This window comes from Paenibacillus haidiansis, from assembly GCF_036553665.1.
GTDB classification, from domain to species: Bacteria; Bacillota; Bacilli; order Paenibacillales; family Paenibacillaceae; genus Fontibacillus; species Fontibacillus haidiansis.
This window is the reverse complement of the sequence record NZ_JAZHPZ010000005.1, coordinates 147,721-171,195: the sequence shown is the minus strand read 5'-3', so window position 1 is coordinate 171,195 and position 23,475 is coordinate 147,721. Positions and strand designations below refer to the sequence as shown.

General features: G+C 48.2%; 19 protein-coding genes. 9 read left to right on the top strand and 10 right to left on the bottom strand.

The genetic code is table 11. The features are described 5' to 3' along the window. Positions 1-173: 173 nt before the first annotated feature. Together V3851_RS12365 and V3851_RS12360 are read right to left on the bottom strand one after the other, a co-directional pair. Positions 174-899, bottom strand: a complete 726-nt coding sequence (locus V3851_RS12365; RefSeq protein WP_331846841.1) for a GntR family transcriptional regulator — start codon at positions 897-899, stop codon at positions 174-176. Between the two features lie 137 nt (positions 900-1,036). Continuing rightward, entirely contained in the window at positions 1,037-1,594 is a 558-nt protein-coding gene (locus V3851_RS12360; RefSeq protein ID WP_331846840.1) for a glutathione peroxidase, read from the bottom strand. A 461-nt stretch (positions 1,595-2,055) separates the two neighbouring features. Here V3851_RS12360 and V3851_RS12355 point away from each other — a divergent pair, with 461 nt between their 5' ends. Further along, positions 2,056-3,426 carry a glycine--tRNA ligase gene (locus tag V3851_RS12355; RefSeq protein WP_331847058.1) on the top strand — a complete coding sequence of 457 codons (1,371 nt, stop codon included), beginning with the start codon at positions 2,056-2,058 and terminating at the stop codon, positions 3,424-3,426. A gap of 236 nt (positions 3,427-3,662) precedes the next feature. Continuing rightward, complete coding sequence (locus tag V3851_RS12350) at positions 3,663-5,963, top strand: bifunctional 2',3'-cyclic-nucleotide 2'-phosphodiesterase/3'-nucleotidase (protein WP_414859301.1); 2,301 nt, start codon at positions 3,663-3,665, stop codon at positions 5,961-5,963. Between the two features lie 76 nt (positions 5,964-6,039). On the opposite strand, the gene V3851_RS12345 is transcribed toward V3851_RS12350, so the two are convergent. Further along, complete coding sequence (locus V3851_RS12345; protein WP_331846839.1) at positions 6,040-6,513, bottom strand: SRPBCC family protein; 474 nt, start codon at positions 6,511-6,513, stop codon at positions 6,040-6,042. A gap of 168 nt (positions 6,514-6,681) precedes the next feature. On the opposite strand from V3851_RS12345, the gene V3851_RS12340 reads away from it, so the two are divergent. Continuing rightward, positions 6,682-7,116, top strand: a complete 435-nt coding sequence (locus V3851_RS12340) for a MarR family winged helix-turn-helix transcriptional regulator (protein ID WP_331847056.1) — start codon at positions 6,682-6,684, stop codon at positions 7,114-7,116. A 145-nt stretch (positions 7,117-7,261) separates the two neighbouring features. Further along, complete coding sequence (locus V3851_RS12335; protein ID WP_331846838.1) at positions 7,262-8,296, top strand: NADH:flavin oxidoreductase/NADH oxidase; 1,035 nt, start codon at positions 7,262-7,264, stop codon at positions 8,294-8,296. Between the two features lie 70 nt (positions 8,297-8,366). Here V3851_RS12335 and V3851_RS12330 read toward each other — a convergent pair whose 3' ends face one another. Further along, entirely contained in the window at positions 8,367-9,347 is a 981-nt protein-coding gene (locus V3851_RS12330; RefSeq protein ID WP_331846837.1) for a zinc-binding dehydrogenase, read from the bottom strand. Between the two features lie 104 nt (positions 9,348-9,451). After that, positions 9,452-9,817, bottom strand: coding sequence for a helix-turn-helix domain-containing protein (locus tag V3851_RS12325; protein WP_331846836.1), 366 nt, complete (start codon positions 9,815-9,817; stop codon positions 9,452-9,454). 137 nt (positions 9,818-9,954) lie between these two features. Here V3851_RS12325 and V3851_RS12320 point away from each other — a divergent pair, with 137 nt between their 5' ends. Further along, positions 9,955-10,317 carry a hypothetical protein gene (locus tag V3851_RS12320; RefSeq protein ID WP_331846835.1) on the top strand — a complete coding sequence of 121 codons (363 nt, stop codon included), beginning with the start codon at positions 9,955-9,957 and terminating at the stop codon, positions 10,315-10,317. Between the two features lie 58 nt (positions 10,318-10,375). On the opposite strand, the gene V3851_RS12315 is transcribed toward V3851_RS12320, so the two are convergent. The 3 genes from V3851_RS12315 to V3851_RS12305 form a co-directional block, all read right to left on the bottom strand. Next, positions 10,376-12,316, bottom strand: coding sequence for a hypothetical protein (locus V3851_RS12315; protein WP_331846834.1), 1,941 nt, complete (start codon positions 12,314-12,316; stop codon positions 10,376-10,378). 742 nt (positions 12,317-13,058) lie between these two features. Continuing rightward, positions 13,059-13,832: an SDR family NAD(P)-dependent oxidoreductase gene (locus V3851_RS12310; RefSeq protein ID WP_331846833.1), complete on the bottom strand. Its 774-nt coding sequence runs from the start codon at positions 13,830-13,832 to the stop codon at positions 13,059-13,061. A 66-nt stretch (positions 13,833-13,898) separates the two neighbouring features. Then, positions 13,899-14,636, bottom strand: coding sequence for an SDR family NAD(P)-dependent oxidoreductase (locus tag V3851_RS12305; protein WP_331846832.1), 738 nt, complete (start codon positions 14,634-14,636; stop codon positions 13,899-13,901). Positions 14,637-14,835: 199 nt separating this feature from the next. Between V3851_RS12305 and V3851_RS12300 the strand changes: the two genes are divergently transcribed. From V3851_RS12300 to V3851_RS12290, 3 genes are all read left to right on the top strand, one after another. Next, on the top strand, positions 14,836-15,441 hold the full coding sequence (locus V3851_RS12300) for a TetR/AcrR family transcriptional regulator (RefSeq protein ID WP_331846831.1): 606 nt from the start codon (positions 14,836-14,838) through the stop codon (positions 15,439-15,441). Between the two features lie 230 nt (positions 15,442-15,671). Next, entirely contained in the window at positions 15,672-19,661 is a 3,990-nt protein-coding gene (locus V3851_RS12295; RefSeq protein ID WP_331846830.1) for a carbohydrate-binding protein, read from the top strand. A 166-nt stretch (positions 19,662-19,827) separates the two neighbouring features. Continuing rightward, entirely contained in the window at positions 19,828-20,775 is a 948-nt protein-coding gene (locus V3851_RS12290; RefSeq protein ID WP_331846829.1) for an amidohydrolase family protein, read from the top strand. Between the two features lie 51 nt (positions 20,776-20,826). Here the strand turns inward: V3851_RS12290 and V3851_RS12285 are convergent, their stop codons facing one another. Next, entirely contained in the window at positions 20,827-21,486 is a 660-nt protein-coding gene (locus V3851_RS12285; RefSeq protein ID WP_331846828.1) for a deoxynucleoside kinase, read from the bottom strand. A 65-nt stretch (positions 21,487-21,551) separates the two neighbouring features. Further along, on the bottom strand, positions 21,552-22,313 hold the full coding sequence (locus tag V3851_RS12280; RefSeq protein ID WP_331846827.1) for a spermidine synthase: 762 nt from the start codon (positions 22,311-22,313) through the stop codon (positions 21,552-21,554). 104 nt (positions 22,314-22,417) lie between these two features. Between V3851_RS12280 and V3851_RS12275 the strand changes: the two genes are divergently transcribed. Continuing rightward, on the top strand, positions 22,418-23,401 hold the full coding sequence (locus tag V3851_RS12275; protein ID WP_331846826.1) for a copper amine oxidase N-terminal domain-containing protein: 984 nt from the start codon (positions 22,418-22,420) through the stop codon (positions 23,399-23,401). The last annotated feature ends 74 nt before the right edge of the window (positions 23,402-23,475 follow it).

Sequence of the window (23,475 nt, the reverse complement as noted above, 5' to 3'; positions counted from 1 at the left end):
TCCATTCCCGTTATCTTTTTACACAATATTGTGAAACAATTCACTTATGTATCTATCATAACGACTTTTTCACAAAAATGATACGGTCCAATTTTGTGAAATATTGAACATAGTATGAATAATGGAGGTTTCCAATTCGGGGAACAAAAAAAAGACTGAAGCTTTCTTCAGTCTCATCGTTGAACCGATACAAATGTATTAAATTTCATGTATTTGTAGTGGAACCGCATATGGGAAAACTCAAAAGGTGTTCCGTTATCCAGGAAGAATATGCCTTCCATGATGCCTACCGGTTCATTTTCCTTGAGCAGCAGCAGTTCCCGGTCATTCGGGTTGGACGGCTCCGCAAAGATAGACAGAAACGATTTGGTTACGGCGAGGTTGTGCGCATCCTCCAAGTAATTGAAAATGGATCCCTCGATGATGCTCTGGTTCAGATTTTGAACAATTTTTATCGGGATATAGCCGGTTTCGATCATAAAGGGCTCGTCTTCAAACAACCGCAGACGCACGATTTTGTATACGAAATCATGCCGCTCCAGGAACAGATCGCGCTGCAATTCTTCCGTCGGCGGAATGACCTCGAAATTCAGCACTTTCGTTGTAGGCTTAATGCCGTGCATATGAAAATTGTCGGTAACCCCCAGGTTGGAGCCTTCATAGTTAAAAATTGATTCATTCTTTATATATAGGGGATTGATAAAGGTTCCCGACCCCTGCTTTTTGAAAATAATTCCGTCATGCTCCATTTTGGTCAGGGCACGTTTCACGGAACTGCGGCTAACCCGGTAAGCTTCGCTCAGGCTCCGCTCGTCCGGCAATCTCATATTGGCAAACTGCCCGGCAAAAATTTTGGCCTTTAGGTCATCGATAATTTGCTTATAGACGAATTCCGCCATATCGTACTCCTTATCAGATCTTTATCTCTTTCATCCACTCCCATTCTATCATTTTTCCCATGCGGGGTGCTCAAATTTATGCTATTGTCCGACTGGCAGCGTTCATTTTCTTTTCCCCGGTCCTTTGGGTTAATGGGTTACTTGCTTAATTGCAGAAGCGAGGCAACCTCCGCCTCGATGTCCGACGGTTTGGTCGTCGTTTCGTATCTCTTGTACACACGCCCGCCCCGGTCGATCAAAAACTTGGTAAAGTTCCACTTGATCCCGTCACCCTCATAAATTTCTGGGTACTTTTCCCTTAGGAAATCCCGCATCCGAAGCCCTTCCGCCGTCTGCACGTCGTAACCTTGAAACGGAGCCTCCCGCGTCAAATACGAAAATAAAGGATGGGCAAATGGCCCTCGCACCTGAACCTTTTCAAATAGCGGAAAGGTTGTCCCGAAGTTAGCCTTGCAATATCGTGCTACTTCCGGACTATCATCCGGTTCCTTCCCGTTGAATTGATTGCAGGGGAATCCGAGGATTTCAAATCCTTGCCCACGGTATGTTTCGTAAAGCCGCTCGAGGCCGGCGAATTGGCGTGAGTAGCTGCACCTGCTCGCCGTGTTGACGATGATCAGCACTTTGCCGCAGTAACCGGATAGCTTAACGGGCTTCCCCTGAATCGAATTGACCTGAAACTCATAAATGGACATCCGGCTATCCCCCCATCGTATTCCTTACAATTTAGATCATAGATCACGGCTACTCTATTGGTCCAATATATAAACCGAATAAAATCTATAGGAAGAAACAATATATAAGTGCCGCTCTTGAATATTGTTCGATTCTTCGGTAATATTACGAGAAGGATGATATGGCTGTGATGGACCAATAGTACTTGATTGGCTAGCTTGTTTAGCGATCCGGGGATGGTGGGAGCCCGGGAGCGGCATCAGGGAAACGGCAGTCCGGAGCCGATACGCCTCCAAAAAGAGGGCGATCCCCTAAACACCGGATCGTCAACTAGGGTGGAACCGCGGGTGCAAAGAGCTCTCGTCCCTAGGCATCAATGTATGATGCTTAGAGACGAGAGTTTTTTCATTCTTAAGCATCTCAAGCAAGCATAGCAAACCCAAATACAAAGGAGAGTTTAACCATGAGCACTAGCAAAACAATGGATCAAGTCGTCGCGCTGGCCAAGCACCGCGGATTTATCTTCCCGGGATCGGAAATCTACGGCGGCCTGGCGAACACCTGGGATTACGGCCCGCTCGGCGTCGAGCTGAAGAACAACGTCAAACGCGCCTGGTGGAAAAAATTCATTCAGGAATCGCCTTATAACGTCGGTCTCGACGCGGCGATTCTGATGAACCCCCGGACTTGGGTGGCCTCCGGCCACGTCGGCAACTTCAATGACCCGATGATCGACTGTAAGCAATGTAAAGCCCGTCACCGCGCGGACAAGATCATTGAGAACGCCCTGGAAGCCAAAGGCATCGAGATGGTGGTCGACGGCCTGTCGTTCGATCAAATGATGGATTTGATCAAAGAACACAACATCGTCTGCCCGGACTGCGGCAGCAGCGATTTCACGGACATCCGCCAGTTCAACCTCATGTTCAAGACATTCCAAGGCGTTACGGAGACCAGTACGAACGAAATTTATCTGCGCCCGGAAACGGCGCAAGGCATCTTCGTCAACTTCAAAAATGTGCAGCGCACGATGCGCAAGAAAATGCCGTTCGGTATCGGACAAATCGGCAAAAGCTTCCGCAACGAGATCACCCCGGGCAACTTTACGTTCCGGACGCGCGAGTTCGAGCAAATGGAGCTTGAATTCTTCTGCAAGCCCGGCGAGGATATGAAATGGTTCGAATACTGGCGCGCTTTCTGCCGCGATTGGCTCTTGACGCTCGGCATGAACGAGCAAAATATGCGCCTGCGGGATCACTCGGAAGACGAACTGTCCCACTACAGCAACGCGACGACCGACATCGAATACCGCTTCCCGTTCGGCTGGGGCGAGTTGTGGGGCATCGCCGACCGGACCGATTACGACCTGAAGCAGCATATGGAGCATTCCGGCGAAGATTTCAACTACATCGACCAAGAATCGAACGAACGCTATGTTCCTTACTGCATCGAGCCTTCGCTCGGCGCGGACCGCGTGACGCTGGCGTTCCTTGTGGATGCCTATGAAGAACAGCAGCTTGAAGGCGACGACAGCCGGACCGTGCTTCATCTGCACCCGGCGTTGGCACCGTTCAAAGCCGCCGTCTTCCCGCTTTCGAAGAAGCTGAATGACGGCGCCGGACGTGTATTTGCAGAATTGACGGCCGACTTCATGGTCGATTACGACGATACGGGTTCCATCGGCAAACGCTACCGCCGCCACGACGAGATCGGCACGCCGTACTGCATCACCTACGACTTCGAGTCCGAAACCGACGGCCAAGTCACCGTCCGCGAGCGCGACTCCATGACGCAAGTCCGCATGCCGATCGCCGACCTGAAGGGATTCCTACAGGAGAAGATTAAATTTTAACGTATAGCACCAAGACAATTTATTATCCACTGAAGACTCCTTTCATCCTGGAAGGGGTCTTCTATTATTTAAAAAGGCGGCCTATTAACTAGAAAAAAATAGCTGACATCCCTCTCCCATCCCTCCAAAAAGCCCATGACATTTCCGCCCATATCCCTTAAAATGGATACAATTTGATATGTTTTATTTAGTTTGTAACATTTGCACTTGTTCGGCAGTACAAAAATCGAGGAGGAATGAATTTGTTTAAGTTTCGAAGTCCAAAACTCATCATGATGTCGGCTATTCTGACCGCCAGCCTGGCAGCCATGCCTTTCACCGCCTTCGCGGCCGACAGCACCGCCGGTGCTACCGTGGAGCTCCGCATTCTGGAGACCACCGATTTGCACGTGAATATCGTCAACTACGATTATTTCACGGACAAGCCAACGGACGAGTACGGTCTGGCTAAAACGGCAACGCTCATCAAGCAGGCGCGCGAAGAAGCCAAGAACAGCGTCCTGATCGACAACGGGGACTTGATTCAAGGGAACCCGCTGGGCGATTACGTCGCCACGGTCGATACGCTCCAGGATGGCGAGACGCATCCGGTTTATAAGGCGATGAATCTGCTGGATTACGATGCCGGCAATTTGGGCAATCACGAGTTCAACTATGGACTGGATTTTCTGGATACCGCGCTGAAAGGTTCGAATTTCCCTTATGTGAACGCAAACATCTACATAGACGACAAAGACGGGGATCCCTCGAACGATAAAAACTTCTTTACTCCGTACATTATTTTGGATAAGGAAGTAACCGACAACAGCGGGGCCAAGCATACTTTGAAGGTCGGGGTCATCGGCTTCGTGCCGCCGCAAATTTTGTCCTGGGATAAAGCAAATTTGGAAGGCAAAGTCATTACCAAGGATATCGTGGAAACGGCTGAGAAATTCGTGCCTAAGATGAAGGAAGAAGGCGCCGACATCATTATCGCGGTACCGCACTCCGGCTTCGAGGACATTCCGCAAACGCCGCTGATGGAAAACTCCGTGCTGTACCTGAGCAAAGTGGAAGGGATCGACGCGATTTTGTTCGGACATGCGCACAAAGTGTTCCCGGACGCTTCCTTTGAAGGCAAGGCCGGCGTTGATCTGGAAAAAGGGACGATCAATGGCGTTCCCGCCGTTGAACCGGGGTTCTACGGCAACAATCTGGGCATCATCGATTTGACGCTCGAGCAAGCGGACGGGAAATGGACCGTGAAGGATTCCGCCGTGTCCGTCAAACCGATCTATGACACCGTCAATAAGGTTCCGCTTGTGGACGCCGATCAGGAAATCTGGGATGCGGTCGAAGAAGATCACGAGAATACTCTCGCCTATATTCGCGGACCGGTCGGCAAGACGACCGCGCCGATCAACAGCTGGTTTGCACTGATCCAGGACGATCCGTCCATTCAAATCGTCACCAACGCGCAGAAATGGTACGTCGAACAACAGCTGCAAGGCACGGACTATGAAGGTCTGCCGGTTCTGTCGGCTGGAGCGCCGTTCAAAGCGGGCGGACGCCAAGGCGCAAGCTATTATACCAATATCCCGGCCGGCGACATCGCCATCAAGAATGTAGCCGACCTGTATCTGTATTCCAACACGGTCAACGCCGTGCTCGTTACGGGGGCGGAGGTCAAGGAATGGTTGGAATGGACTGCGGGACAGTTCAATCAAATCGATCCCAAGAGCGCCGAAGAACAGGCTTTGGTCAACTATGACTTCCCGACCTATAACTTCGATGTCATTGACGGCGTTACTTATCAAATCGATGTGACGCAGCCGGCCAAATACGACGCTCAAGGCAACGTGCTGAACGAGAAATCGAGCCGGATCGTCAACCTTTCCTATGAAGGCAAGCCGATCGATCCGAAGCAAAAGTTTGTCGTCGCCAGCAACAACTACCGCGCATCGTCGAACAAGTTCGCCAATCCGGACGGCAAGCGGATTATTTTGGCTTCCCCGGACGAGAACCGCCAAGTCATCATCGATTATATTCGCACGAACGGAACGATCAACCCGAGCGCGGACGGCAACTGGTCGCTGGCGCCGTTCGGTGACGCCAACGTCACGTTCTCCACTTCGCCGGCAGCGAAAGCGGCCGCGGCGGAGCAAGGCAACCTGGCGTACCTCGCGGATACGGAAGACGGCTACGCCAAATTCAAGCTGACGGTGGCTAGCGAGACAGCCGACGCCGGACCTGCTAAAGCACCGGAGACACCGGCTCCAAAGCCTGAGCAGGAGGAAACTCCGGCAACAACGCCGGAGAAAGCGCCGGCCCCGGCTCCGGAAGCCGCGGCTAAGCCGGCCAAGGAAGAACCGGCTAAGGAAACGGCCGGCAGCGCTGCCGTATCGAAGGACACCGTCTATACGGTCAAAAAAGGTGATAACCTTTACCGCATCGCGCTTGCCCACAACACGACATGGCAAGCTCTCGCCACTTACAACAAGCTGGCGAATCCGCAATTGATCCATATCGGACAGAAAATACTGATTCCGGCGAAATAACGAACGCCCCGACATCAAAGAACCCAGGCGCGGCCGATATGGCTGCGCGTGGGTCTTTTTAATTACTTGCAGGTTCCTATAATGTATCTATATACCGAACGTACTCCTCATACCATTTCTCCCATTCCTTTTTGCGGGAGTCCATCGTTAGTTCACCCAACAAGGATTTGATGACATCCAGGCAGACATGCCAACCGGCCAGGTCTTTCGGGGTATGGTTTGTAATTTGGTGGATCTTTTCGATCAACACCAGTCTGCATCCATCCGATTCGGGATACAACTCAAACCGGACCGTGTCTTCGCCCCAGGTGTACTCAAGTACGGAATTAATCTCCATGTAAATGATCATAAGTTCTTCAAATGTGCCATCCTGCATGTTGAACTTAATGACTCCGCCTTTCCGGAGATCATCCACCTCCAGCTCGGGAAACCACTGCTCTAATTTTTCATTTACCGTGAGCCATGACCAGACTTCCTCGACAGCGTGCGCAAAATGGCGTTCAAAACGGGCGACGTACCCGTTCCCGGCTTGCTTCAAAACAGCTAACATGCCTTCCCTCCTGAATCCGATTGGGATATACTTTGTGCCCCACTTGCTTATTTTATCAAGAAATTTAATCATGGATAAAGATGCCCCCGGTTTGACTAGCCATTTGTTTGCTTGTAAGATAAGGTCAATAATTCCGGTTAGAAATATGGACATGCACAGGTGATAATGATGAGCTCCACTCCAAATAGTCAATTGATAACGAATTGGTTGGCGTTTACGAATATACAAACGAAGATTACGAATGAATTGGAAAGCGTTCTCCAGACCAATCATCAATTATCATTAAAAGAGTTCTACGTGCTTTTGTTTTTATCCGAGGCGCCCGAAAAAAAGCTAAAATTGCACCAGCTGCAAAACATGGTCGGCTTAAGTCAGAGCGCCATGTCCAGACTTGTCAGCCGGTTTGAAGCAAGAGGCTGCGGTGTTCTAAAGCGGCATATCTGCGTCGATGACCGTAGAGCGATCTATACTTCTTTGACCAAAGAAGGTGAGGAAAAGCTGGAAAGGGCTTATTCGACACTGAATGAGGCCCTTGAAAAGATTTTTTCCACAGGCACGGTTCAACAAGAGATGGAACAACATATCCGCAACTTTCACCCCTGAAATTCTGTAATATAGCATACAGCGGGGTGGTTTGACATTGCTTTCTATCCCATGCTAATATACATGCATGCGCATGCATGTATATTTGGATGATGTGCCGGCAAAGGTATAATGTGCGCTACTACATATAAAAGGAGCGTTTTATATGGAACATTTATTTACCCCGTTTCAGCTTAAAGGTTTATCGCTAAAGAATCGTGTGGTTATGCCACCGATGTGTCAATATTCGGTTTCAGCCAAAGACGGAATAGCAAACGATTGGCATTATTTGCATTATGTCAACCGTGCGATCGGCGGTACCGGCCTGATTATTATCGAAATGACCGACGTGGAACCCGACGGACGCATTACGGATTATGATCTTGGCCTGTGGTCGGATGATCAAATTCCGGCACTGGCACGCATCGTAGAGGCCTGTCATCAATACGGCGCGAAGGTTGGCATTCAAATCGCCCATGCGGGACGCAAAGCGGAGGACGCCGACGTACCGGTTGCTCCATCCGCGATTCCGTTCGATGAACATTCGAAGACGCCAAGAGCGCTTTCCACGCAAGAAGTAAAAGACATGGTCGAAAAATTCCGCATCGCCGTTCGCCGCGCCGTTAAGGCCGGTGTCGATACGATCGAGCTTCACGGTGCCCACGGTTATTTGATTCATCAATTCCATTCGCCTTTGACCAATAAAAGATCGGATGAATATGGCGCGGATTTGACCAAATTCGGCAAGGAGATCATTCAAGCGGCCAAGAGTGAAATGCCTGAGGATATGCCGCTGATTATGAGAATTTCCGCGAGGGAATACGTTGAGAACGGGTACGGAATCAAGGAAAGCATCGAATTTTCAAAAGAGTACCAAAAAGCGGGCGTGGATATGTTCCACATCAGTGCGGGCGGAGAAGGGCAAATTGCCGCCGCGGGAAGACCGGGAACGCATGTTGCCTATCAAGTGCCTTTGGCCAGAGAAATCCGGCAAGCCCTGGATGTGCCGGTTATTGCGGTCGGAAGATTGGATGAACCGTCGCTGGCCAACGCCGTGATCGGAAATGAGGATGCGGATCTGGTGGCCGTCGGCAGAGGCATGCTGAGAAATCCTCACTGGACGCTGGAGGCCGCTACGGCGCTTCGTAAAGAAATTGAGCTGCCGAAGCAATATGCACTCGGATTTCCAAGAATCAAATAAATCATAAGCGGACAAAAGGATTGGCGGCCCGATTCGAAAAGAGCGGGCGCCAATCCTTTCTTTTTGGCTTTTATTTCAGTTTGGCCACAATCTTCCCTTGCACATGGCGTTCCGAGAGGCGGTTCAAGGCTTCGGGTACCTGCTCAAGCCCGATCACTTCTTTTAACATGGAAGAGAGCTTCCCCCGTTCCATCAACGCGAGCATTTCATCCCCGATGACGGCCAGGTCATGTTCAGCCTTAAAATCACCGGATTGATGGGCTGCCCCAAGTGCGATTTCATGATAGGAAACCACTTTGGAGAAAGGTTTGATTTTGGTAAAGTCGGGCGCGCCCGCAATAAACGCGAGATGCCCCATAAAGGCAAGCAGGTCCAAAGAATCCGTGGCGCTTTGTCTGCTGATCGCATCCACTACGGCATCGACGCCGCGTCCGCCCGTAATCTCCATGACCCGGTCGATGATATTCTCGGTACGATAATCTATAACATGATCGGCGCCGAGAGACTTCACATATTCGTGGTTATGTGCGGATGCTGTCGAGATGACCCTTTTCCCGGCCAGCTTTGCCAACTGGACCCCGAATCCGCCGACCCCGCCGGCGCCTCCGTGAATGAGAATCGTCTCCACCCGTTCCATCGGCAGCTTGCGGAACAGCGACTGGTAAGCCGTATAGCCTGCCGTCGGAATCGCCGCGGCATCTTCAAACGAAATCCGGTCCGGTATGCGCGAAACCGTATGCGCGGTTGCCAAGGCGTACTCGGCGTATCCACCTCTTTTCGTCAGGTCGCCGTGATAAACGACCCGGTCCCCTTGCTTCCACTCGGTTACCCCTTCCCCCGTTTCCGCCACGACCCCGGCCACGTCCAAACCGAGAATATGGGGATACGTCCAGTTGGGATTGCCGCCGGTCGCCGTTTTATAATCGACAGGATTTAATCCGACCGCATGAACCTCGACCAGTATTTCGCCTTTGCCGGGCTTGGGCGTTTGAATCTCCGCCGTCTTCATATCATTCCATTGTCCTTTATCTTGCAGCAGCAGTGCTTTCATCTGAACTCTCTCCTTTGATTTCAATCATCGAAAGAAAAAACACCCCATTATGTATCGGTTTAACCAAAGGTTCCGATGTCACTAATAGGGTGGACTTAATATTATTATAAATTCTTTAATTCATTCTTAGCATCCATCGTATTTAGAATATCTTTAATCACGCGGAAGACAAGCTTGTTTTCTTCCAAAGAACGAGAATGCATTAAAGAACTAATCGCCGTGATTACTTCAGCTTTATTCGTCCTGGCATCGATATCATCGGTCTCATGAAATTGAAACATTAATTCCAGGGGAATTCCTAGGCCTTGAATAATTTTTTCCAAAGTCTCAATCGAAATATTTCGCTCCCCGCGTTCAACAGTTCCTATGTAGGATGCATTGACTCCGGCCTTCTCGGCTAGCTCTTCTTGCGTAAGACCCTGTTCTTTCCGTAATTGTTTTATCCGTTCACCGATTAATTGCAGCAGCACAATTTACCACCTCTCTATCAGATTAGAGAAGCATTGTGCCCATAAACAGATCATTATATTCTTATTTTATTTGTAAATAATGCTTATATGCACTAAAATGTGAATAAAGAGACGGTTCTTTTGAGAAAGGAAAAATTATGGAGTATCTCAATGTTTCTTTGGAGTCATTCGATGATGCTATTGAAGTTTATTTTTACGGAGAGATTATACCCATCCATGATACACTAATTAACTTCCCGCTTTCTAATGACTACAACATACTCTATTTCAGCACCTTTCAGGCAATGAAAAAATTCTTACTGAAGCAGGCAGAAGACCAAATCCACATTAATCTGTTTGTAAATCATATTGATCTAATGACCTTCGGAGCTATTCATGGTTTTTTGAAGACTGCATCAGGAATAAAAGAAAACCATCATTCTTCTAAGAGAAGGTTGATGGTTTGGGTAATTAATCAGGAGAAGAAGGATTGTAGGGCGTTTGGGTATTATGAAGGCTAAAGATAGATTTATGTCTAAGATGTTTTAATAACAAATTAAGAAACAAACAAAAAGATTGTCATATGTCAATTTGACCCGAGTAAAATTTTTCTATTAATTCCTGGTTCATATTATTAATTTCGTCTCCCATATAGATAGTTTTTTTAACTTTTACATTTCTTTTAATATCATATAATTTGTGATGTATCAGTTTATCTGAATAAAACTCTCTCATAAAATGTATTTGAGGGGGTGACTTTAAAAATTCGATTATTTTATCTACAGTTATTTCTCCATGATAAATATCAAAATTTTCTGTATATTGCTGCTTGAATACCCCATTATTAACTAGCATTAATGAGGGAGGAGTTCTATCTATAAACATTGTAAATGAAGACTCATCTATAATGTATACTCCATTAACATATAATGGTGTACCTAACATAGATGTTGTTATTAAAATACGATGGACATCTCGAACTTTAAACTCATCATCTAGCTTAAGTTGCTTTTTTACTAGAGAAATATTACTGCTAAAAAAATCTGCTATCCTATTCAATTGTAAAGTTTCCTTATATAGTTTATATAAATGATTTGTGTGTTGCCTTGTAGTATATGGTTGCACATGAGCCTTACATTCAACAAAGAAAATATCATTCTCAATAATAAAGGCAACATCACATTCATATTCTGTTTCGTCATCTTTCTTATATAACCTAGAGTTTCTAATTTTTCTTAAATTAAACCCTGCTCTAACTCTATCCTCAAACCCCGAGCCTTTAAAATCCAGATTAATATTTTTATTCAAAAAATTTGAAGCAAGTGCTCTAGCAGGGTCAGCCTTTGCTGTAAGAGATGGAATAACAATATATTGATCATCCACTTTAATTAACGGACAATCTATTAAATCTTGAGATTTATTATTAAATGTTAAGAGTTCAAATATGATCTCGAATTCAGAACTAGTAAATCCATTTCTTTTATAAAGTTCTTTCCACATTTTTTTTGTTTTACTCAAACAAACATTTTTTATTTTATTGTTATTTTCTACTCTTTTTTTATACTGAAGAAACTTTTTGCTTTCTTGAGTTAATATTTGATATGCCCGAATCCAGTCCGAAAGAAAAATATTCTCAACTTTCTTATTTAAAGTAGCTGTTCCAAAGTATAAAGTAGCAAATAAGTAAGTCAAGTTGTCAGTAGCTTTAGATACTTCATTTTGTAATTGCTTGCTTTCCTTAAAGCTATTTATAATTTCACCAACTGAACTCATTTGCCAACCCTCACGTAAATTAATAAATCTTTCATTTGATATTAGATTATTTAGTTCAAATTCTTTATCTTTAATTTCAAAAGTTGTTTTATTATCTTTATTCTCAATATATAAATCTGAGTACTTCCAATATTCAAGCAAATCATTTATATCATTCCAATACGCGCTAAAAATAAAATGCATGGTTGAAACATCTTGATATTCTGATGGAATATCCTTGTTACTACCACTAAATTCATATTTCATAAACATGAAGTTTTTTAGAATCATGCCTGTAGATTCAATAACTGAGTCGAACATCGCAGTTTTTTTACTGTAATCTTTGCTTATTCCTGAATTAGAACTTAATGAATTTAGAAATCTCTCAAGCGAAATTAAATAAGATACTATCTTATATTTATCCTCTAGTTTTTCATTTTCATCAAAATACTTTGATCGCATATGATAAAAACTAGCTATAACTTCCTCAAATATTAAGGATTCGGTAACTAGTTTATTAATTTTCAGCTTTTCATTATTCTCCACGATCAACAAAAGATGGGCAATAACATCATGAAATACTTTTTTTTGTTTTTGATTTCCATATAGATCTACAGCTATCCCTGAAACTTTTATTGTTCTAATAACCATTTCAATTCCTTGGGTTTTCAATATCTTTTCTATGTATTTTAAAAAATTATCGTATCCCTTTTTTAATTCATTCTCAGCTTTATAAAAATTATAATATTCTGGGTTTTCAAATATCACTTTGACCACTCCTTGTCAACATTAGTTCTTTCTATAAAGATCTGGATAAGGGTTCCGAATAAGTTGAAGTGGCAGCTACTTCTCCAATATTCAAACAATTTTTCTTCAGATTTTGCTGAATGATGGACACGCCCTCCACCCATAAATCGAAAATCCTCGGAGGGATTCTTCTGATATTCCAGCCAGGCCAAATGGTCCGTGTACTTGACACTTTGTTCTGAAATATTACCGAATAAAACGAAACAGTCGATGCCGTTCCCTCTAATTCCTGATAGCAACTGGGTTAGCGGCATCGTGGTTATGTATATCGATGACCGTAAGATGGCGGTAGGTTTCGTAGAGCTTTGTTTGAATCCTTGTTTTTCTGATTATCTCGATTAACGCAACTCCATTTCTTAGGGCGTATTCGACCCAAGGCTCGACAATACCTCAGTTCCTTCCTTGTAGACGGGGTTTTCCCCGGTAGACGCGCATCCCGATAATGTAACTGTTGCGAGGCCAACGCGCAAAATACGACATCAATTGGGGCATAGCTTATCGTTCATATCATACATTGGAACTGTTACCAAAATCCACCTATATTATATAGATGTTTGAGCAAGACATCAATTGTAATTCCTAAACATTCCCGAAGATTTTGGTGGGCTTCCATGCCCCTAATGAAATAAGGCATAAAAATAGGTCTTAGCCCGGTACACTACCAGGCTAAGACCTTATTTCCTCGCTTAAAGGGTAACAATTATTATTGGTTCATTTGACCGCCGTCAACGGTATAGATGGATTGGGACACGTAGGAAGCGTCGTCAGACAGCAAGAAGATGGCCACATTGGCTACTTCGTCGGCTTCGCCGTATCTGCCCATAGGTACTGCGGCGCCGAATGCTTTTTTTGCTCCTTCGGCATCCTCAGGCACCGTATTCTTTTCAATTTGACGCATCATGCGGGTATTGATAACCCCAGGGGCTACGGCGTTCACTCTCACGCCGAACGGGGCCACTTCCAAGGCGACCACGCGGGTCATGCCGATTACGGCATGCTTGGAGCTATTGTAACCGACAAAGCCGGGCGAACCGATCAGGCCTGCGCCCGAAGCAGTGTTCACGATACTGCCGTAGCCTTGCTTTTTCATCACAGGAACAACGTATTTGAGTCCGAAGAATGCGCCCTTCACATTGACATTCAGAACAGCTTCAAAGATTTCCGTCGGGAAATCTTCTACATTTGCGGTAGTTCCCTCAATACCTGCATTGTTGAAGAACCCGTCGATCTTTCCGAATTTTTTAACGGTTTCATCGACGTAGGCTTTAACTTCCTCTTCTTTGGAGACATTTGCTTGCAGCGCAATCGCTCTGGAATCTTCCAGACCCAGATCCGTGATGACTTGCTTCACGGCATCCAAATTCAAATCGACCAAAGCCAGGCTCGCACCTTGCTCCGCCAGTTTCTTCGCGGTCGCTTTGCCGATTCCGCCTGCCGCACCTGTAATGACGATTACTTTTCCATCAAATTTACTCATTTTGAAAGCCTCCCAATATATAAATCATGATTAATTTTGGAATCCTAGCTACCATAGGTTATACAATTATTGAGCGGTGTATCCGCCGTCAACGGTCAAGGTGTTCCCGGTCATAAACGTCGAGTCGTCGCTGGCCATGAACAGAACGGCTTTTGCCATTTCTTCCGCTTGACCGAGACGCTTCATCGGAGTGACCGCAGCCAACGCCTGTTTGCTTTCTTCCGGAATAATCGGCGTATCGATAAAGCCGGGGCACAAGGCGTTAATGCGAATGTTTTGTTCCGCGTATTCCAGCGCGAGCGAACGAGTCAAGTTAATGACGCCGCCTTTGGCCGCGTTATAGGCCGCCGAACCGGGCGAACCTACCCAGCCGTACATGGAGGCGGTATTTACAATGCTGCCTCCGCCCGTTTTCAGCATTTCGCGGATGGCTTCACGGGCTACCAGGAATACGCCGTCCAGATCGACATTTACCGTGTTGCGCCATTCGGAGTACTCCAGATCATGCGAAGAATGAACGCGGCCGATCCCCGCATTGTTGAACACCACGTCAACCTTGCCGAAGGCTTCTACGGTCTTTTTGAAGATATTGGCCACATCTTCCTCGCTGGTAATATTTGCTTTTATAAAAAGAGCTTCGGCGTTAAGCGCTTTCAACTCCTGCTCAAACGCCGTTCCCTTCTCTTCATTCAGGTCGACAAGAACCACCTTGGCGCCTTCCGAAACGAACAAACGGGCTGTCGCCGCACCGATACCTGATGCTCCACCGGTAATCACGGCTACTTTATTTTGAAGTTTACCCATCTTGGATTCCCCCAGTACAATATTGTCAATAGCACTATTTGCATTTTAAATAGAAGCAATTATTAAAATGAAAATTTGTACTATTTTGTTCACATCTAAATTGTACTATTCTGTTCACATTTAACAATCATTAAGTTATTATTAAATGTCTACCTATTAGACACTCTGTGCCTAAATGTCTATTTCGGGAGGTTTTTTCATGGATCACGAACAAATTATGACGACATCTCCACGGCGGAACCGAACAAAAGAACACTTTAAATCCTCCTTCATCAAGCTCATTAAAGAGAAAGGTTATCATGCCGTCACGGTCACGGACATTGTGGATGACGCCGCATATAACCGCAGCACCTTCTACGTGCACTACCAGGATAAAATCGATTTGGCCGAGGAATTACTCGCTACGATGCTTCAAGGTTTGGAAGATTCCGTTGGTAAGCCCTATATTTCCGGACAAAAAGTATATACAGCGAAGCTTAACGCGCCGTCTTTCAATATCGTTTCCTATATTTATGAACACCGGGATTTTTTCGAGCTGATCAAATACGATGATACTTTGCCCGGGCTTCACACGGGATTCCCGAAAACGATCCTAAAGATCTATCAAGAACAGTTCATCTTCGAAACCATCAACCACATCCCCGTCAATATGGATTATTTCAAGCGGTATACGGCATACGGCTTCTTTGGGCTGATCCTGAATTGGATCCAAACCGATTTCCGGGAGTCTCAAGCGGAGTTTATTCAAGAGGTTATTGATTTAACGAAGACGCATATTTACGCGGTGGAGTATGTGGGAAAATAATTTTAAACCGTCGAATCATAATCCCGCACATAATATCGATAGATTTACTCCTTTATTTGGAAGAGTTTCCTTAATATAATCACTATACGACATTATATTATTTGTTTAAATAGAATGGGAGGGATGTTAAGTTTCGTGGAATCGCTTACATTTGCAAATGAAACATAATGTGTCAGTTGCAGCATGCAACCAAGCGGTACGGACTTAAGAAACTCTATTTTGAAGGGAGAATGAAGTTCGTGAAAAGCCAAAGACGCATTGTCGCCTGGATTTGTATTTTAACCCTGGCTATAGGAACGTTCCTGACGCCCGGGGGTTTTCCCCGCTCCGCACAAGCCGCGGACGGTCCGAACCTGGCCGCAGGCAAGCCCGTGACGGAATCGGGCCATGCCGACGTTTATGTAGCGTCCAATATTACGGACGGCAACTCGGCCACCTACTGGGAAAGCACGAACAACGCCTTTCCGCAATGGGCCCAGGTTGATCTCGGCAGTGCCGTATCCGTTGACCAAGTCGTACTGAAACTGCCGTCAGGCTGGGAGAGCCGTTCGCAGACGCTATCCATCCAAGGAAGCGCGAATGGTACCGGCTTCTCCGATCTCAAGGGCTCGGATAGCTATACGTTCGACCCAAGTACAGGGAATACGGTGATGATCCGCTTTGAAGCGGCCAGTGTACGCTACGTGCGGATCGAAGTCACCGCCAACACGGGTTGGCCGGCGGCCCAAATCTCCGAGCTGGAGCTCTACGGCTCCGGTTCACCGGCCGAAACCGCTGCGATTCCCGGCAAAATCGAAGCGGAAAACTACAGTGCGATGAACGGAATTCAGACCGAGGCGACGACCGATACCGGCGGCGGCCTTAACGTGGGCTGGATCCATGTCGGAGACTGGCTGGATTACAACGTCAATGTGCAGGAGGCCGGCACGTACACCGTGGAATATCGGGTAGCCAGCAACGCTTCTACCGGCAAGCTCCAGCTTCAATCCGGCACGACGACCCTTGCAACCACGACGGTGCCGAACACCGGCGGCTGGCAGAATTGGCAGACGGTCACCGCGAGTGTAACGCTTAGCGCGGGGCAGCAAACACTTCGCCTCTATGCCAGCGGATATGACTTCAATATCAACTGGATCAATTTTATAAAGGGCAATGCCACAGATACAGAACCGCCTGCGGCCCCGGCCAACCTGACCTTTACCCAGCCGACCTCGGGTACAATTCGTCTTGCCTGGAGCGCCTCGACGGATAATGTCGGCGTGACCGGGTACGACATCTACGCTAATAACCAACTCCGCGGCAGTGTGAACGGTTCGACGCTCGCGTATACGGACAATCAACCGGCGAGCGCAACGGTTACCTACTATGTCATTGCCAAGGACGCCGCCGGCAATGCCTCGGCGCCGAGCAATTCCGTGACGCGGAACGGTTCGGGCGGAGGCAATGATACGAACCTGGCCATCGGCAAAACAGCTACGGCATCCTCTTCGACCTTCACCTATGCCGCGGCTAACGCCATCGATAACGATACGAGCACCTACTGGGAGGCCGGCGGTCATCCGGGTACGCTCACCGTTGATCTTGGAGCCGACGCCGACATCACGTCGGTCGTCATCAAGCTGAACCCGTCGAGCGAATGGGCGACGCGCACGCAAACGATTCAAGTTCTCGGGCATGATCAGAACTCGACAACCTTCACGAACCTGGTGTCCGCCGCCGCTTATACGTTCAATCCGGCTTCGCAAAACACCGTGACGATTCCCGTCAATGCCGCGGCCAGCAGCGTACAGCTCCGGTTCACCTCCAACTCCGGAGCGCCCGGCGGACAGGTCGCCGAATTCCAGATCCTCGGCACGCCGGCGCCTAATCCGGATCTTAAAGTGACCGGCATCTCTTGGGCACCCGCATCTCCAATTGAGACCAGCGCCATTACGCTTAGCGCAACCGTACACAATGCCGGTACGAAAGCCTCTACGTCGACGGATGTGAACTTCTATCTGGGCAGCGCCAAGGTCGGAGCCGCCTCCGTCGGCGCGCTTGCCGCAGGGGCATCGGCGACCGTCTCCGCGAACATCGGGGCGAAGGAAGCCGGTTCTTATTCGGTCACCGCCAAGATCAACGAGAACAATACCGTCATCGAGACCGACAACTCGAACAACAGCTATACCCATTCGTCACAGCTTGTCATCGGCCAGGTTCAAAGCTCGGACTTGGTTACAACCGCCACTTGGACGCCCGGCAATCCAAGCGCCGGTAACACCGTAGCCTTTACCGTAAACCTCAAGAACCAAGGCAATATCGCTTCCGCCGGCGGCACCCACAGCATCTCGCTGGTTCTGAAGAACGCGGCGGGCACCGCGATTCAAACCTTTAACGGATCCTATAGCGGGGCCTTGGCCGCAGGGGCATCAGCCAGCGTAACCATGGGTACATGGAACGCGGTCAACGGCAGCTACACCGTAACGACAACGGTAGCGGCGGACGCTAACGAAATCGCCGCCAAGCAAGCGAACAATGTAAGTACGGCAAGCCTGTATTCCGGACGGGGAGCCAACATGCCGTTTACCATCCTGGAAGCCGAGGCTTCCTCGAACAATACGAACGGCACGAAGCTTGCTCCAAACTTTACGCCCGGCGACTTTGCCGGCGAAGCATCAGGACGTTCGGCCGTTTATCTGGATGCGACCGGAGAATATGTGGAATTTACGCTGACCTCGCCGGCCAATGCATTCGTGCTTCGGAACGCCGTTGCGGAGAATACGACCGGAACCGTCAGCATTTATGCGGACGGCGTCGACAAAGGCAATTTTAACGTTAGCTCGAAGTTCTCCTACGTATACGCGACTCCAAGCACGCTTGGTGAGCTGGGTTATAATAACTCGGGCTCCAAAGCTTATTGGCTCTACGAAGATTCGCAGCTCATGCTGGACCAGGTCTATCCGGCCGGCACCAAAATCAAGATTCAGAAAGACGCCGGGGACGTTCCTTGGATCTACGTGGATATGATCGAGACGGAGAATGTCGCTCCGCCGGCTTCCAACCCGGACCCAAGCAAATATGTGGAAGTATCGGGCAGCAAGTCGATCGAGCAAGCACTGAACGAGTTCAGACAGGATCCGAGCAAGAAGGGGATCTTCATTCCCGCCGGAGAATGGACCATCTCGTCCAAGATCTACTTGTACGGGCGGGCTACCGAAATTATCGGCGCGGGACCATGGCATACCAGACTGGTGGCCCCGCAGAACCAAACGAATACCGATGTCGGCTTCAACATCAGCTCTGCGGCTAACGGTTCGACCATCAAAGACTTGTCCGCCTGGGGCAACTATGTTTACAGACAAGACGGCCCCGGCAAGTTCATTGACGGAAACGGCATGCAAAATGTCACGATCCAGAACGTCTGGGCCGAGCATTTTATTTGCCTGTATTGGGGCGTGAACTCCTCAAACAATACATTTAAGAATAACCGGATCAAGAACATGTTCGCCGACGGCATCAACATGACCAACGGTTCTTCCTACAATGTCATCGACAACAACTACGCGCGCGGTACCGGCGACGATGCGTTTGCCTTGTTCAGTGCGATCGATGCCGGCGGTTCCTACAATGTAGGCAACAAGTACACCAACCTGACCGCCACCAATGTTCGGCGTGCGGCCGCTTTCGCCGTCTACGGCGGTCAAAACAACCTGTTCCAGAATCTGTACGGGGCCGATACCTTAACTTATCCTGGCGTTACGGTCAGCAGCTTAAGCTTCGGCTACAACACCTTGGGCTTCGGCGATATGGACACCGTCATCGACGGAGTTACACTGGACCGTACGGGAGGAGATTTCTGGACCAGCGTCGGAGCCGACGACAAGATCAACGATTACCAAAACTTTGGAGCCATCTGGTTCTACGGCGGAGACAGAGACTTCAAGAACATTCTGGTAAAGAATGTCGATATCAATAACCCGGTTTATTTCGGTTTAATGTTCCAGTCCAAATCTCCGGAGAATCTTCCGATGCAGAATGTCCGCCTGGAGAATATTACGATCAACAATCCGGCCCGGTATGGCATTAAGCTGGTCGCCAAAGCCGAAGACGGTCAAGGACCGGTTATCGGCGCGGCGAGCTTCACCAATGTCAAGGTGAACAATCCCGGCATCGCGGCCATTTACGGCGAAAACAAATCTCCGAACTTTAACGTCATCCGAGTATCGGGGAACAATTGGTGATCGTCCGGCCATAGCTTTTGAGCCCCTACCGCCGAATCGGCGGGTAGGGGCTTTATTAATTAATGAAGATATCTTTTTTTGTTATATCCCATTCGAAAAAAATATACTATCCTACGAGGAAAGCGGCACATATCAGACAAAGTCAGATACAGAAAGGCGGGCAAGCATGAAAGAGCAATTCATCGCCACATTGCATGCCAATTCGCTTCCCGAGTTGCAGGGCGTCCCTAAAAGTGATTTGCACAATCACGCCGGCCGGGGCGGAAATCTGAAATACATTGAGGCGTGGGCCAATACAAAGATTGCCCCACCGGATAAACCCTTCGACTCATTGTCCCACATGCAACAATGGTTTCAAAACAACGTGAAATGCCACTGTCCCGGAGTTCCCGGCTATCTAAAGCGGATCGAAGCCTCCTTCGTTCAAGCCCGACATGACAACATTGCCGTATTGGCATTAAATTTTGGTCTGGACGAAGTGGACGCATTAGGAGGCGTCGCTTCTTTTACGGCGATTATGGATGAGCTTCACCGGCAATATGCTCCCGAGGCCGCATTCTTTCCCGAATTGTCTTTCGGGCGCGAATGTCCGATCGAACCCGCACTTCTGAGCCGTCTGGATGAAGTGTTGTCCTATCGTTGGTTCAAATCCATCGATATTTGCAACGACGAGCTGGCCCAGCCGATCCGGAATTTCAAACCGATTTACAGACAGGCCAAGGCTGCGGGCTTGATTTTAAAAGCTCATGTAGGAGAGTTCGGAAGTGCGGATGACGTGATGGAGGCGGTGTACGAACTGGAGCTCCATGAAGTGCATCATGGCATTGCCGCAGCCTCCTCCGCTCGAATTATGAATTGGCTAGCGGATCACCGCATCCGGTTGAATATCTGTCCTACAAGCAATGTCATGCTCAAGGTAGCCGACAGCTATGCTGCCCATCCCATTAGAAAACTGTACGATCATGGAGTACCCGTAACGATTAATACGGACGATCTGCTTATTTTTAATCAAAGCGTTTCGCAAGAATATTTGAACTTGTATCAAGCCGGAACTATGACAGCGGAAGAACTGAATGCCGTACGGGAGTCCGGTCTGAAATACATAGGAAGTTAAAACACTATCACGTCACGTAGCCGAAATAATAGCTGAAGTTCACGTCTGAAATCACCCGAAGTATACAGGCTTGGTTCGTTCAATCGTTTCGCTGATTTGGCGAATAATCTCATCCAGTGAAGCCGGGTCGTTCACATCGTATCCCTCGATGTTCAGCCGCAGCACAGGGCAAGCGGTGAAGCCTTCGATCCACTCGGCATACCGGGCATGCATCCGCTCCCAGTACGAGCGCTCCGTCCGAATCTCCATTTCGCGGCCGCGCTCTTGAATACGGGACAGAATGGCGGGCAGACTGCCTTCCAAGTAGATAAGCACGTCAGGGTGCGGAAAATAAGGCGTCATTACCATTGCCTCAAACAGACTGGTATACGTTTGATAGTCCGTCGCCGACATCGTGCCCTGATCGGCGTGCATTTTGGCGAATATCCCGGTATCTTCATAGATGGAACGATCCTGGACAAACCCTCCGCCCGCGGCGAAAATGGCTTTCTGCTCCTTAAATCGTTCGGCCAGGAAATAGATTTGCAAATGAAAACTCCAGCGCTCAAAATCGTCATAAAACTTCTCCAGATAAGGGTTATGATCGACCTTTTCCAGCGAAGTCCTGAACCCCAGCCGCCCGGCGAGCGCCGTGGTCAGCGTCGATTTCCCCACTCCGACCGTACCCGCGACGGTAATCATTGCATTGTCCCGTATTCCGTAGTTATTCATGATATTCAAGCTCCTTTGCCTTGTACCTCTCATAAGTGATGAATTATACCGTTCATGTCCGAATTTTACAATCGGAATTTTTCATTCCGGTCGCGGATCAAATACCCTTCCTCCGGCACAATCGGAACGAAACCGGCCATCCCTTTTTCACGGAAGCGTATCGGCTGACAGGCTCCCATGATCAGGATATTTCTTGGAGCGGCCGCCTCCGTCTGCGGCAGTTCAAAGCAGGAAGTATAAGAAAATACCGCCCGCAGCGTGGTGCGAACGGCACGGATTATGGGGTCGGACGGCCCGCGGCCAAACAAATTCATGATCAGCCCGCCCCGCTCGTGCAGCTTGTCCTTGCATAACCGGAAGAATTGCTCCGAAAGCAGATGCTGCGGAGTGTCCTTCTCCGTAAAAGCATCGAGAATCAGGAAATCATATGCGTGATCCGGCTCTCTTTCCAGTAAGTCTCGTCCGTCGCCTACGTCCACATTGGATGAGGAGTAGCCGAAATAACGACGGCTGATCTCCCGTACCCGCGGATCGACCTCCGCCACCTTCACCCGTTTATCCCGAAGCCGGGCGGGGAGGGTTCCGATGCCGAGACCGATGACATAGACATCATTATAGTCCGGAATATAAGTTTCCATCAGATGAAGAATGGCCCGAGGATACTCAAATACGATACGATCCGGACACCCTAAGTCCATAACTCCCTGAGCGGCTCCCTCCGAAAAGGCCAGAACGCGGTAGCTCCCGTATTCCCCATCGAAATGGGATACTTCGTAAACAATCAGCTTCCCCCAATTCTCATCCCGATCCTCGTACAATATTCGCATCCGTCATTACTCCCTAAATTAAATTTCTACAATCAGGAAAATTATGGAACAATATTTGCGTGCAACCATGCTATATTTAAGAGAATAGTCCTAAGATTTTGAATTTGAATCCAAAAACGCATGGTAAAGGAGACGCTATGAAAAAAGCAGTTTATCTAACACTTATGGGATGCCTGGCTGTGATCGCCGGTCTTTTCTCTTTTGCTCCCTCGATTTTCGCCGCTGCCCCCGCTTCTTACACCCTCTATATTGACGGGAAGGTTTCACCCGCGCAATTTCCGACCGTTGTGGAAAGCAACACCACGCTCATACCGATGAAGTCGGTTCTAATCGAGCTAAATTATACCACGACCGTCGATAGCCGGACGAAGGCAATTACGGCCAAGAATTCGACCGGCTCTTATATCACCGTGAAGCCGGGAAGCAATAAAGCCGACATCAACGGGTCCGAAGTTACCCTTTCCGCACCGGTCAAGGCGCTGAACGGAACCACGTACATACCTTTATCGGCCGTCCGGCAATTAACCGGAAAATCGATCGGAGCCGACGCTTCTCAGGGTATCGCCTGGATCGGGGAGAAGCCGACAGCAACCGCCCCTGTTCCAGCATGGGGAGTCGCCCTCGATCAATTTAAGGCGGCTTCCAGTCAAAGCCTGCTAATCGACGAAGGAGGACAAGGGGATATTTATCTCCTGTTGTATCAAGATTCGCCTAATGACCCTGAGGAATTATACGTATTTTATAAAAACAAACTGGCCAAAGTCGCATTTGTCCCAGACGTTTCCGGCATTGATGAAGCCGGGTTACTCGGCTATTACGCCGGTATGCTCGATAGTATAGTTGAACAATATGGAGAACCGGTCGAAGGCTCCAATGTTATCGACAGGGACGCTATTGATCAATCGATATTAAACCAAAATCTTATGCTCCTTGCCAACCAAGGCTACTTATCAAGCGAGTGGAATGTAGGAAACACTAAAACAAGTCTTTTATTAAAGGCAACAGATACCGGATACACCATCAGCATGCAATTCGTGGATGCGTCGGTGGAGGCGGAAGTTGAGGCTGCTATGGATGCTATTGAATAAATAAGCGAAATGTATAATAAACAAGGAGCCGGCGACGATGCCGGCTCCTATTTTGCCTTACGGATCAATGTAAA